The sequence below is a fragment of the Bartonella sp. OC16QHHD genome, assembly GCF_042194035.1.
In the GTDB taxonomy this organism is placed as follows: domain Bacteria; phylum Pseudomonadota; class Alphaproteobacteria; order Rhizobiales; family Rhizobiaceae; genus Bartonella.
Genome location: NZ_JBHIMJ010000014.1, coordinates 128545 through 142985, shown reverse-complemented (window position 1 = coordinate 142985; position 14441 = coordinate 128545). Strand labels below are relative to the sequence as shown.

Below are 14441 nucleotides of genomic sequence, written 5' to 3'. Positions count from 1 at the left end.
AAAGCTTTAAAATAATCAATTTCTAGCATGGAGGTGTTTTATTGTCACGTAAAATATCGCCCGCAAGATAAAGGGAACCACTAATAAGGACAATTGCCTCTTTATATTCGGCTCTAATCTTATGCAAAGCATCTTGTAGATGTGCTTGTGGAGTAGCAAAGATTCCTGCTTTTTGCGCTGATTCAGCTAATTTTATTGGAGAGATACTGGCATTATTGTTAATCAGCGGTATCGTATATATTTTATCGACAAGGTTCGCTAAGGAACGAAAATAACCGACAGCATCTTTGGTATTGAGCATGCCAGCAATCATAATAATGGGACGATCTGTTTTTTTTCTCCATTGTGTAAGTTCTGCCGCAATAACTTTTCCAGCAGCAGGATTGTGACCACCGTCTAACCATAAATCAATATTAGGAGACAGTTGATCAACCAAATGTCCTTGGATAAGATGTTGCATCCGTGCGGGCCAATAGATATTTTTCAAAGCGTCATTTATGGTTTGTTCTGAAAGTTGAAAACCTGCTTGACAAACTGCTTCAAGAGATGCGCCAGCATTGGCAACTTGGTGGTCTCCAATAAGGTTAGGAAGTGAAAGATCCATGAGACCTTGATTGTTTTGAAAAACCATACGTCCATGTTCTTTATAACTTTGATAATCTTGATCAAATAGAGAATAAGGTGCTTTATTTTTATCGGCAAGGGGTATTAAAGTAGCAAGAGTTTCTTCATAATTTTGCTTCCCGATGACTACTGGAACATTTGGTTTGATAATTCCCCCCTTTTGAAAAGCGATTTGAGCAATTGTGTTTCCAAGAAAGTTCTCATGATCATAATCAATGGGCATAATAAGCGATACAGCTGGTTTGTTAATGACATTGGTAGCATCAAAACGCCCTCCCAACCCAACTTCTAAAATGACAACATCAGCTGGATGTGTACTAAACAGCATAAAGGCAGCGGCTGTAAAAATTTCAAAAATAGTAATCGGCTCTTGACGATTTACTTTTATAATTTCACGGATTGTCTCAGCCAATTGGTTTTCTGTAACAAGTTGACCACCTCCTTTTTGACCTAACCGGCAGCGTTCATTCCAGTTGACGAGATGAGGTGAGCTATAGACATGAACGCAGTATCCTGCACTTTCTAAAAGAGCACGGCAAATCGCTGAGGCAGATCCTTTGCCATTTGTTCCAGCGATGTGAATAATAGGGGCAAGTTTTAAATGTGGATTACCAAGACGCTCTAAAAGGTGAATAATACGCTCTAAAGAAAGATCAAATTTTTTCGGATATTTTTTTAGTAAATCATCCACCACCCTTTGTATCTGGTTTTGTTGCATAAATTTAAGCTGCTTTTGTTGTAGAAAGCGATGTTTGAGAGTCTGTTGGGGATGGATCGGAAGGGTTAAAAACAGCAGGGCGTTTCATCATCAAACGTAAAAGACGCGCAATTGTTGTTTTCATTTCTAAACGTGAGACAACCATATCAATCATACCATGTTCGAGCAGATATTCACTACTTTGAAAACCTTCTGGTAGGGTTTCGCGTATAGTTTGTTGAATCACACGTGGACCAGCAAAACCAATCATAGCGCCAGGTTCAGCAATGTGAATATCACCAAGCATGGCGTAAGAAGCAGTAACACCACCGGTGGTTGGATTAGTCAGCACAACAATATAGGGAAGTTTTGCTTCTTTCAACATTTCAATCGCTACGGTTGTACGAGGCATTTGCATCAACGAGAGTGTTCCTTCTTGCATGCGTGCGCCACCAGAAGCAGAAAAAAGAACTAACGGGCGCCTTTCGGCAATGGCAGTATCAAAAGCTTTAATAATAGCTTCTCCTGAAGCCATACCGAGTGATCCACCCATAAAGGCGAAATCTTGAACGGTTGCAATGATTGGTAAGCCTTCAATCGTACCACGTGCACTTAAAATATTATCATCAACACCAAGTTTAGAACGATAATCTTTTAACCGGTCAATATAGCGTTTTTCGTCACGAAATTTTAAAGGATCTGTTACAACTTTTGGATTTTCAAGAGCTGTATAAACACCATCATCAAAGAAATGCATGAGACGATTTTTAGCGCTGATACGCATATGATGGCCAGAATTGGGAGCTACAAATTGATTAGCTTCCAGATCTTTATGGAAGATCATTTCACCATTGGTAGGATCTTTAATCCATAGATTTTCTGGAATTTCACGGCGCCCCAATATAGAGTTAATTTTAGGACGAACATAATTTGTAATCCAGTTCATCTTTATAACCTTCCTTTAAATATTACACATCTTTTGCATGATTTGAAAGAATATGAACCTAAGCAGTCACATTTGCTTTACCAGTGGAACAAAGGAGTCTATTTAATACTTTTATCAGTGTACGTATAGCTTGTTTTTTTAATTTTTAATTTTCCAATATCATAACAATCATATCTATGAAGAGTATACCCTATAACAAATTTGTCGTAAGCTTAAGAACTTACATGTTTTTATTTTTTATTTTGGTATTAAAATTCACTCCTTGCGATGGTTAACAAACCCCTTATTTTTTAATAAAAATGAATATCCAATTAATCATTTGTATCAACGGCTTTGAAGAAAAGAAACCTTATAATATAAGGCGTTAATAAGGCTAAAATAATCCATTTAAGATAATGTACACGATAACACCATATTAGCGAAACGCTAACATCAGAGCAAGATTTTTTTCAAAAGGTTTCTTTAAAGCGCGCGCTTTTCACAATTAAAATAGAATACCCTCAAAAATGCTATTATATTACTCATTTACGTGTTTATTTTACACAGATATCTTTCAATAATTTCCAAAACTCTCTTATGAAGAGTATACACTCTCCATGAATGGTATAAAATACATTATGCTCTTCATTTTTACTGAAATAGAAGGTACAAATCGATACCATCATACTCTTTTCCAGTTTTAATTTGACGATAATGTTTGCATTGAGAGGATTCATAAAAGATATTTCACGCCTTTTTGAAAGTACTTTTATCCGCACACCATCTCCGTTTGTGACATATTAACAAACGATTTCAATTGATCCAATATGAATAGGATTAAAATGAGAAACCCTCATGATATTTAGGTTTTTCACTCATGTTGTGAAACGATAAGTTATCATTATAAATCAATATATTGCTTTAATAAAAGATAAAGCATAAAATTTTATATTATGCTTTCTTTGGCTAGCAAGTTTTATTAACCTTAAAGTCAAGGAATATTATTTTTGTGTAATGCGTGCCATGGTCTTTTGGGAAAGCATTTTGTGTAAATATGTCATAAAGGCGGCTGCAAAAAGCGGTGTTGCTAAGTTAAGAATTGGAATCGAAACAAAAAGCGCTATCAATAATCCTGCACCAAAAACCGTTGTGTAATGAGTATGTAAAAAAGCACGTGCATCTTGCTCTGTTCGAAAACGATAAGCAGCAAACAAGAAATATTCATGACCGAGCAAATAACCATTAATAACATAAAAAGCAATTAAATTAATACCTGGTATGAAGAATAAAATAAAAGCAATTCCATTACCAAGAAGGCTTAAAATAACAAATTTAAAGGAAATGATAAGAGAACGCTGAGACGGCAAAGCTTGTCCAATAGGCTCGTTTGGGTAATCCTCTTTTTCAATGATTTCAGCAGCAGAGTCAATGAAAAAACCACCAATCATAGCTGAGATCGGTGCAATCAAAAAAGCCAACAAAAGAGCCAAACCAAGATTAAAAATGATAAGCATGCTAAAACCAATCCATCCCGCCCAACTAGGGAATCCAGGAAGAAATTGAGCAATCCAGGGCCAAAAGTAAGACACAAAAAGTTGGTGCACACATAACCATAAAATGGTGAGAATGAAAAAAGTAACCCCCAATGCTTTCAGTATCATAATACGATATTGCGAGGTCAGAAGACGTTGTAAAGCACGATAAGCAGCAGTAAAAATCATAGATTAACAAACTAAGGAAAGAAGCAAAAAAACAAGAAATATATTTAAAGTATGTACAGTGTAATTTTTTCTTTCTTTGAATTACAAGATTTTTTTTCAAGAACATTATAAAAAACGGTTAAGGTTTCTTTGTTAAAAATAAAGTTTGAATAAATAGAAATTTTGATTTTTAAAAACAAAGAAGAATTTAAAAAGTAGCTGTTGTAGAAGAAATTTTTAGTATTTTTGTACATAGTGTAGATTATTGCGTTTATATGATATATGTAAAAAATTAAGGAATAAGAACTATTTGGGAGAAAAGTTGTTTACTTCTATTTATTCAGTAGAGTTATCTAACTTCGTTTATCTAAGTGTTTAATTGTTTTGCACAATTCCTAAAATTCTGTACTTTTCTACTATTTGGCGGCATGCTTTTGCCTCTCGCTTTCAAAAAAATATTGAGTTCAATGGAATAGGGGTAACGTAGTAGCTCCGTAGATATTCTAATTTTGGGCAACAGAATGATTAATATGATAGAAGTGGAAAAAATAAGCTTAGGCGATTGATCGTCCGATCCCATAGAAGAGCAGTTTTTTGAGAAGAAGCAAAGAAAGGGAGAAACCACGGATGCTTAAAAATGATGAGATTTTGAATTTTAAAAGCTATAAGTGCAATGAAGTAAGCATTCATTGAAGCACTTTTCATACAAGTGGTGCACTGTATCAAATAATTTTTAGATAATAACACCACTAATTTATCGAAGAGAATTGATCATTTTCAACTTGAATAAGAATCCCAAATATAGAAATATTCTTTAATTTCAAAGACTCTATTCAACATCAAAAAATTATTTACGTACACATTATAGGCGAGACCAATGTATGGATACAAAGCTTTCAATAAAGGAATAAAAATGCTACTCATGAAACATCACAATGTGAGGATATCATGGATAAAATTCTAGTTTTTGTGGTCTTGGTATTCTGGAGAGAGGACACACACATTTAATTTTAAAGACCGATCACTGAGAAAAATAATAAAGGCTTCAGTTTCATAAACTTATAGACAGTGGTGCAGTGAATTTTGTCTACACTCTTTATAAGCGTCAGTGTGAGATATGCTTCAAATTGCATTGAGATATTATAATATCATTGATTTATACATTATTTTTCATAGCGAATAAGAGCTCAAAATAAAGTTTTCATATTTTCTCATTAGCTGCTCTCATCATGAAACAATCAAAATCATTTATTTGCATATCATAAATATGACCGATATGTGGATAAAAACATTGAAGAAAGAAAATGCTTTTTATAAATTTTATCCATTACAAGAGCTTTGTCAAAATTGATGGTAGCCAAAGTGAATGATAGCTTGTTTTTTTTATAAGCTGGCGAGACAGTGGTGCAATAGATCCTACTTTTATGAAGGCTAGGGTGAGATAGGATTTTTTAAAAAAAACATTTCCCAACGCTCATCACACCCATTTCGCAACAGCGTTTGTGAATGGTATATGGGTAAAGCTCTCGTGAATAATATAAAACTTATAGGGCATCACTAACTTTACGCTTAATAAAAAGAGCACGCTGGCACCATCATCCTCAGTGTTTGTCCGAGACAAGCCCTTGGTTCTTGAGACGGTCCATTATAAGCGCTTTTAGTTCTTTCTGAAACGTTTTGTATTCATACAGTTATCCTTGTTTACAACGTGCAAGAAAATGATTTTTATTGATTCAACATGAGAGAGATTGGGAATGAGAGAATCTTATGATATTTGGGATTCTAATTTAATATGAACAATGCGATATTATCATTATAAACCAGAAATATTATATACTAATTGAGATGGATAGACACCTATTGTCAGTTCTATTTTATAAGGTGTTTTAATATCAACGCGTTTGAAGAGTTCTTATTTGCAAAGGGGTATATTTTCCTCATGAGGAGTAGGTGTTTTGGGGGCAAAAAATGATACAATCACGTTTGCTAATTTTTGCGCTACGTGTTGTTTACTCATATGGGGCCATTGTTCAACTTTTTTTCTACTTACGAGATAAACTTGATTTGTATCAGCGCCCATGACACTTGTACCATCTAGTTGAAGAGAAATATCATTAGCAAGAATGAAATCAGCTCCTTTTTCAACACATTTTTTTTGTGCATTGGCAATGATATCACATGTTTCAGCAGCAAAACCAATGACCAATGAGGGGCGGTTTGGAGCGTGTCCAATCGTTGCTAAAATGTCAGGATTTTCAACCATATGAAGGGATGGTGGTATTTTATGAGCATTCTTTTTAATTTTGTGTAAAGACTGCGTTTGACTGCGCCAGTCACAAACAGCGGCAACAAAGATAGCACCATCAGCAGGCAATGCGGTTTGAACGGCTTGTAACATCTGTTGTGCTGTTTCAACATGAATGGTTTTTACTTCTTGTGGGTCTGCGAGATTAACAGGTCCACAAATAAGTGTTACTTTTGCACCCAAATGTGCAAGAGCGGTTGCGATGGCATGACCTTGTTTACCTGAAGACCGATTAGCAATATAACGCACTGGATCAATTGGTTCATGGGTAGGGCCAGAGGTAACGATGAAATGGCGGTCAGAGAGAGGTTTTTCATGCACATTCAAAAGATTCTCTATGGTAGCGACAATAGTTAAAGGTTCGCTCATGCGTCCATATCCCATCTCGTCACGTTCAGCCATATTTCCGATTTCTGGTCCGATGATATGAACGCCATCTGCGCGCAATTGTGCAACATTGCGAATAGTGGCTGGATGCGTCCACATGGACGGATTCATAGCGGGTGCAATCAAGAGTGGACAGCGTGCCGCTAAAAGAATGCAATTAGCCAGATCATCTCCTATGCCATTGGCTATTTTTGCAATACGGTTGGCTGTAGCAGGAGCTAAAATAATCAGGTCAGCATCACGTGCTAATCGGATATGTCCGATATCGTGTTCTTCTTCGTGTGAAAATAAATCAGTATATACAGTACCACCGCTTAAAGCTTCAGCGACTAAAGGCGTAATAAATTTTTGCGCTGCTTTTGTCATCACAACTTTTAAATGTGCTCCACGTTCTTGTAAACGGCGAATCAAATCAAGTGCTTTATAGGATGCAATACTTCCACCAATAATAAGAAGGAGAGATTTTGATTTCAATGATTGCATTTCAACAGCGCTAGCATGAAGGGGTTGTGTGGTGAGAAGAGAGGGATTGCTTAAAAGGCGCCGGACTTCTTCTTCCATAGAAATACCATTTTGCGCGGCGCGTATGCGCAAAGCTTCTTTGGTTTCAGGAGACAGGTTACGAATGGTAATACTGGCCATAAAATACCTCCAAGAAATAAAATGATTGCAATGATTTCATTGTTGATATTTTTAGCATATTAAGGAGATTAGAAAAGATGAAAAAAGTAAAAAGTAAGACAAGCGCAACAAAGTGCAATGATGAAAAGACTATAACGACCATAACGGTTTCTGTGACTTTGTTCTACAGCAAGTTGTTTGAGGGTAGCAGGAGAAAGATTAAAACCTGTTTTTCTCATTTGATTAAAATCTTCTTCTATTTGTTGGAAATTTTGAACCAATTGTGGTGTTTTGCGTGCCAGCGAAAGGAGAGCTTGTGCTCCTTCACTAAAGTCTTTTGCAACGCCTACGGGTCCTAAATTTTTACTAATCCATTCTTTGACAATGGGTTCAGAAGCTTTCCACATATTAAAAGTGGGGTCTAATGTGCGGGCAACACCTTCCACGACAACCATCGTTTTTTGCAGCAATAAAAGTTCAGGTCGCGTTTGCATGTCAAATAATTCAGTGACTTCAAACAATAAAGTGAGCAATTTAGCCATGGAAATGCTTTGTGCTGATTGTCCGTGAATTGGTTCGCCAATAGCGCGGTTGGCTTGCGCAAAGCTTTCAATATTATGGTGTGAAGGAACATAGCCTGCCTCAAAATGGGCACGTGCAACTCGATGGTAATCGCGGGTAATAAAGCCGTAAAGAATTTCAGCAAGGAAATGCTTTTCTTTTTTTCCAAGCCGTCCTGTAATACCTAGATCAACAGCGACAATACATCCTTTTTCATCTACAAATAAATTACCAGGATGCATATCGGCGTGAAAAAAACCATCACGCAGTGTATGACGAAGAAAAGATTGAATAAGCGTAATAGCAAGCGCCTTCAAATCAAATCCTGCTTCTTTGAGTTTGGAAGTTTCGGATATTCTTATACCATCAATCCATTCCATTGTAAGAACATTACGTCCTGTCCGTTCCCAGTCAATACGTGGAACCCGAAAGCCTGTATCATGTTGAATATTTTCAGCCATTTCAGATATAGCTGCTGCTTCTAAGCGTAAATCCATTTCAAGTCGTGTTATTTGTGCTAAAGTATCCACCACACAAACAGGACGAAGCCTTCGAGAGGCAGGGATATAGCGCTCTTGCAAATGAGCAATGAGATAGAATCCTCTAAGATCTTTAGAAAAACGTGCTCTGATATTGGGACGAATAACTTTTACAGCACATTTTTTCTTATGGCCAGTTTCATCACTGTATTCAGCTGGATGAACTTGAGCAATAGAAGCGGCGGCAATGGGGGGATAAAAATTTACGAATAAATCATCAATAGAGCGACCAAGAGAACTTTCAATTTGAGCAATAGCAGCGGTGCAAGAAAATGTTTGGACGCGATCTTGTAGTTGTGACAAATCTTCCGCAATATCACGGCCGACAATATCAGGCCTTGTTGCAAGAAATTGACCAAGTTTTATGTAAGAGGGTCCAAGCTTATTAATGGCATATGAAATATTTTCAGATCGCTGTTTCTTTTTTGTTTTGCGTCGTGCTAATGCACTCGCTATACGATGACATAGCGCTGGAAATCCTTGAAGATCATCATGAGGAAGAGCACTTAAAACACCTTCACGTGTTAAAACCCATCCTGCACGCATCAATTGAAAGTAAGGGGAAATTTGCACCATTTTTAAATTTTCCAACCTGAATGCAGCGCTGCAATCGCACCGGTGAGATTGCGGTACGATACCCGCGAAAACCCCGCATGCTTGATCATATGGGAAAAATCATCTTGCTTAGGAAATTTGCGGATAGATTCAACCAAATAACGATAAGCATCGCCATCATTTGCGATAAATTGACCCAGCTTAGGGATAGCATGGAAAGACCAAAGATCATAAATTTTATCGAGCCAAGGCATCTCGACATTTGAAAATTCTAAACATAAGAAACGTCCACCGGGCTTTAAAACACGAAAAGCTTCTCTAAGAGCTTGATCAATATGAGGAACATTGCGAATTCCAAAAGCAATCGTGTAAGCGTCAAAGCTTTGATCTTCAAAAGGTAGATTTTCTGCATTGGCTTCAACAAAATCAATCAGAGGGGCAAGACCATTTTTTTGTGCGCGTTTTTTGCCAACGCTGAGCATTGAGCCATTAATATCAAGCACTGTAGCATGGGCTTTTTGGCGTGAAGCATTAAGAATACGAAAAGCAATATCACCTGTACCGCCAGCGACATCAAGAACTTTCCAATGAGAAAGTGCTGGTGGGGAAAGCCAAGCAATCATGGAATTTTTCCACACACGGTGTAGCCCTAAGGATAAGATATCATTCATCTTGTCATAATTTTCAGCAACAGAATGAAACACATCATCCACCATGAATTGTTTTTGTGTTTCATCTACTCTTGTAAAACCAAAAGAGTGCTCCATGCCACCCTTGGTTCCTACACGTTCTGTTTCAATTGCCATGTATATGATCTTCCTTATTTTTCTTTTATCGTAAATGAAATAGAGAGGGAATGTTCAACTACGAAAAAACAACGTATAAAACTACGACGTTTACACAGCCAAAAACAGAAGAGTACCTTTAGATATCAAGATTGGCAACGCTTAAGGCATTGTCTTGAATAAAAATACGTCTAGGTTCAACTTCATCACCCATGAGACGAGAAAAGAGTGAATCTGCATCGGTTGCATCATTAATTTTTACTTGTAAAAGAGAACGTGCATTGGGATCAAGCGTTGTTTCCCAAAGTTGTTCAGCATTCATTTCCCCAAGACCTTTATAACGTTGAAGAGTAACACCTTTTTTACCGTTTGTAAAAATGCTCTCTAAAAGGCTCATAGGACCAAAAATACGCTCTGTTTTATCTTTGCGACGTAAAAGAACAGGAGGATGATATATGTCGATAAAATTTTGGGAAATGCGATCAATTTGGCGTGCGTCAGTTGAATTTATAAGTCCCACATCAAGCGTAACAACATCTTTAACACCACGCAAAATACGCTCAAAACATAAACTTCCATCTGCTGTATATTGTCCACTCCAACCTTGTTCCATATCATCAGCAATCAGATTAAGGCGGTGTGCTGTAGTATCTGCTATTTTTTGCGCTTTTTCTTGTGTTGCAAAGACTTCAAGATTAAAAGCGCCAGCAATTGCTGCTTGTTCAACAATATTACGGTCATAACGGGTATGAAGACCATTTAAAAGTTGACGTAATATACGAGCATCTTTAGCGAGTTGATACAAATCAGCCCCTGCACGAACTTCTCCCGTTGAAAGCTCAAGCGTTGTTTCTTCTAATCCAGTATCGATCAAGAATTCTTCAAACGCTGCTTCATTTTTAATATATTGGGAAGATTTTCCACGCGACACTTTATAAAGAGGAGGCTGAGCAATATAAAGATGTCCACGTTCAATCAACTCGGGCATTTGTCTAAAAAAGAAAGTGAGCAGCAGAGTACGAATATGGGCTCCATCAACGTCCGCATCCGTCATGATAATAATCTTATGATAACGTAATTTATCCGGTGAAAATTCATCCTTCCCGATAGACGTTCCAAGAGCTGTAATAAGTGTTCCAATCATATCAGATGAGAGCATGCGGTCGAAACGTGCTCGTTCAACATTGAGGATTTTACCACGAAGGGGTAAAATTGCTTGATTTTGACGTGAGCGCCCACTTTTTGCTGAACCGCCAGCCGAATCCCCCTCGACAATAAAGATTTCTGATTTTGCGGGATCTCGTTCTTGGCAATCGGCAAGCTTTCCTGGTAGAGAAGTGATATCAAGCGCCCCTTTTCGTCTTGTGAGTTCACGTGCTTTGCGTGCTGCTTCACGTGCTGTTGCAGCTTCTACCACTTTACTAATGAGAAGTTTTGCTTCATGAGGATGTTCTTCCAGCCATATTGAAAGACCTTCATTGACCAAACTTTCAACAATAGGGCGCACTTCAGAAGAGACTAACTTATCCTTTGTTTGTGAAGAAAATTTTGGATCAGGAACTTTGACAGAAAGAATAGCTGTTAATCCTTCACGGCAGTCATCACCGGTTAAGTTCACTTTTTCTTTTTTAGCAATACCTGAAGATTCAGCATAGCCATTAATTTGGCGTGTAAGGGCACTTCTGAAACCTATCAAATGAGTTCCACCGTCACGCTGAGGGATATTATTGGTAAAACACAAGACCTTCTCATGATAGGAATCATTCCACCATAGGGCAACATCAACGCTCATACCATCCTTTTCACTTGCAATATAAATAGGAGTATCAAGCAGAGCTTTTTTTGATTGATCAATATATTTCACAAACTCTATTAATCCACCTTCATAATGCAATTCAACGGATTTAATATCAGCATGACGCTCGTCAACAAGAAGAATATAAACCCCAGAATTTAGAAAGGCTAATTCCCGTAAGCGGCGCTCCAAAATTTCAAAATCAAACTCAACCATAGTAAAGGTTTCAGAGCTTGGTAAAAATCTAATTTCTGTTCCACTTTCTTGATCACAATCGCCAACAACTTTTAATGGAGCATCAGCTACCCCATGGGTAAATGATATTTCATGAATTTTACCATTGCGTTTGATTTGCAATTTAAGCCAAACGGATAATGCATTCACAACAGAGACGCCAACACCGTGTAATCCGCCTGAAACTTTATAAGAGTTTTGATCAAACTTTCCGCCGGCATGAAGCTGTGTCATAATAACTTCAGCTGCAGAAATACCTTCTGTTGGATGGATATCTGTCGGAATTCCACGTCCATTATCACGAACAGAACAAGAACCATCAGCATGGAGTGTGACGTTTACAAGAGTTGCATGACCGGCTAAAGCTTCATCGATAGCATTGTCTACAACTTCATAGACCATATGATGTAACCCCGATCCATCATCAGTATCACCAATATACATACCAGGACGTTTGCGTACAGCATCAAGACCTTTGAGAACTTTGATAGAAGCGGCATCATAGTTATTGCTTTGTGCTGGTGAGGTTATTTCATCACTCATAAGTTAGTCCATTCCTGTGTTCAATTTACAATATTTTATCCGCTTTTTTTAAAGCTCAATGTTCTGATCAGTTATCTATGGAATAACCACATTAAATATTTACCGTATATCAGATCTAGATTCAATATCTGTCGATATATAATGGAGAGAATGATAAAATGATAGTGTACTGTTATGCTGTAAAACACTAGGGCGGTGATATAAGGCGAATAAACACTTATGACTTATACAAAAAGCTGTTTCATAAACGATGCTATTTACTTTGTTTATTTTTGCATATACGTAATGTTTCAGAATTAGTTATGCATTTTTGTGTTACACTAATAAAGGTCTCACTTGTTTTATCCATAAATCAATTTTTCAATCCTAATTCTACCATATATTTAAAACAAAGGTTGCGAGCTCTCTAAGCAGTTCAAACTTTTGTATGTTAGATTGAGGCGAAAATATTATGTATATTGGTTTGTGTCATCTTTAAAATGTGAAAAAAGCTTCATTTGAGGAAAATATAAATGCGTAAATGTAAAAACATGTTTCCACGATCATCTTTATATTCAACTTTACAATTTAAAAAAACGTCTTACGGTGATGTTTTTGAATAATGAGGGTAATGACGCATTATCTTACGCTTTTGTTTCTTGCATTCTCGTGAGGTTGCATCGCTCATTCAAAACAAAACGCCATTGTACTGTTTATTCACGCGCTTTTTTAAGGAGCATCTCTCAATGTTCCCAAACTCATTTTACAACGATGTTTGAATAGTATAACGCAAAATACCCTGTGAATACTACAAGATTTATGTCCCCCATCTTTCCCATCGTGACAATAAAGTGCAAATCAGAATCATCATTTTATTTTTCAGCTCTTAAATGTTGGTGCAACCTTAATGTTGAGAAAACCCTCGGCATTTGAGGGGTGTTTTTACTCTTTTCTTCAATAGTATCTATATACTTCCCAGGTTGTGATACGCAAGGAAGTGGTCTTAATATTTTAAGGTACGCGGGATATTTTGATAAAATAAAGTGTACCACTAAAGTATATACAGCTTATTTCTTATATTAAAAAATTAAATCGCTTTTCTCTAAAATTACTTTTTATATATTCATTTTGGAAAATTAACATCAGAAATCTAATCATTTTCAATGGTTTCAAAAATAGCAAGAATTTTATTTATTAAACGCCAGATATTTTGGTGAAGTGCGTTAGATAATAGTTAAGAAGTGTTGCATCTTAGTTTTGAAAAATGGGGGAGAGATTTTGAAAATAAAAAAATCTATATATGTGAAACATCTTCAATTGCGTTTACAGTACTTTTTATTCAATAATCCATACAATATTTTTATTCGTATTTTATTTGTAGCAGGGGGGGTTCTATTTTCCTCTTACGCAGAAGCTGAAAGGCTGCCTTCTTTTTTTGATTCGCATGAACATTTGGTACAACCTGATACAACGGATATCTTTCGTTTGCGTTTTGTAACAAGTTTTGATTTTCCTCCTTTTAATTTTATTGATCAATCGGGGTATCTTGCAGGTTATAATATCGATTTATTGCGCGCTATTTGCTCAAAATTAAAATTAGAGAAGCTTTGTGAAATAGAAGTGATTCCTTGGAAAGAGCTTGTAGAACATGTTAAAAATGGTGGTGCAGAAGTCATTATTGCGGGTTTAAAAGAAGCAAGTAAAACCCAGCAAGATCTTGTTTTTACAAAGTCATATTTGCGCTTTCCAGCGCGATTTGTTGCTTCTCGACGTTTAAATCTCGATGAGCCAATAAGCGATCAATTGATACATTTAACCAGTGGTGTTTTGTCTAAAAGTGTTCACGAAAAACTCTTTCAACATTATTTTCCTAAAGCCAAATGGCAAGGGTTTAAAAAGAGAGAAGAGCTCTATAAAGCATTACAAGAGCGTAAAATTGACCTTATTTTTGATGATGGATTTGCTTTATCATTATGGTTCAAAAAACAAAAATCTGTTGATTGCTGCCATTTTGTTGGGGGGGCATATATGGCGCCACAGTTATTGGGGCAAGGAATGCAGCTTGCTATTGCAAAAAAGAATGAAAAATTGGTTGATATACTCAATTATGCGCTGAAATCTCTAGAAGAGGATGGTAAACTTACAGAACTTTATTTGCGTTATTTTCCAATAAGTTTTTATTGATGAGTAG

At 36.6% G+C, this 14441-nt stretch carries 8 protein-coding genes; 1 reads left to right on the top strand and 7 read right to left on the bottom strand.

What is annotated here, in order from left to right; translation table 11 throughout:
• Nucleotides 1-22: 22 nt before the first annotated feature.
• The 7 genes from ACFIK1_RS02370 to gyrB form a co-directional block, all read right to left on the bottom strand.
• Nucleotides 23-1342 (bottom strand): bifunctional folylpolyglutamate synthase/dihydrofolate synthase, encoded by a 1320-nt coding sequence (locus tag ACFIK1_RS02370; protein ID WP_375661992.1) that lies wholly within the window; start codon nucleotides 1340-1342, stop codon nucleotides 23-25.
• 4 nt (nucleotides 1343-1346) lie between these two features.
• A complete protein-coding gene (gene accD / locus ACFIK1_RS02365; RefSeq protein ID WP_375617476.1) occupies nucleotides 1347-2267 on the bottom strand; it encodes an acetyl-CoA carboxylase, carboxyltransferase subunit beta in 921 nt (306 codons plus the stop codon).
• Nucleotides 2268-3247: 980 nt separating this feature from the next.
• Nucleotides 3248-3967 carry a sulfate transporter family protein gene (locus ACFIK1_RS02360; protein ID WP_375661991.1) on the bottom strand — a complete coding sequence of 240 codons (720 nt, stop codon included), beginning with the start codon at nucleotides 3965-3967 and terminating at the stop codon, nucleotides 3248-3250.
• Nucleotides 3968-5858: 1891 nt separating this feature from the next.
• A complete protein-coding gene (coaBC, locus tag ACFIK1_RS02355) occupies nucleotides 5859-7280 on the bottom strand; it encodes a bifunctional phosphopantothenoylcysteine decarboxylase/phosphopantothenate--cysteine ligase CoaBC (protein ID WP_375661990.1) in 1422 nt (473 codons plus the stop codon).
• A gap of 68 nt (nucleotides 7281-7348) precedes the next feature.
• The gene (ubiB, locus tag ACFIK1_RS02350) at nucleotides 7349-8935 is read right to left on the bottom strand and encodes a 2-polyprenylphenol 6-hydroxylase (protein WP_375661989.1); all 1587 of its coding nucleotides are present in this window, start codon (nucleotides 8933-8935) and stop codon (nucleotides 7349-7351) included.
• A 2-nt stretch (nucleotides 8936-8937) separates the two neighbouring features.
• Nucleotides 8938-9720: a bifunctional demethylmenaquinone methyltransferase/2-methoxy-6-polyprenyl-1,4-benzoquinol methylase UbiE gene (gene ubiE / locus ACFIK1_RS02345; protein ID WP_375654775.1), complete on the bottom strand. Its 783-nt coding sequence runs from the start codon at nucleotides 9718-9720 to the stop codon at nucleotides 8938-8940.
• Between the two features lie 118 nt (nucleotides 9721-9838).
• Complete coding sequence (gene gyrB, locus ACFIK1_RS02340; protein ID WP_375617480.1) at nucleotides 9839-12271, bottom strand: DNA topoisomerase (ATP-hydrolyzing) subunit B; 2433 nt, start codon at nucleotides 12269-12271, stop codon at nucleotides 9839-9841.
• Between the two features lie 1257 nt (nucleotides 12272-13528).
• On the opposite strand from gyrB, the gene ACFIK1_RS02335 reads away from it, so the two are divergent.
• Nucleotides 13529-14434: a transporter substrate-binding domain-containing protein gene (locus ACFIK1_RS02335; RefSeq protein ID WP_375661988.1), complete on the top strand. Its 906-nt coding sequence runs from the start codon at nucleotides 13529-13531 to the stop codon at nucleotides 14432-14434.
• Nucleotides 14435-14441: the final 7 nt, after the last annotated feature.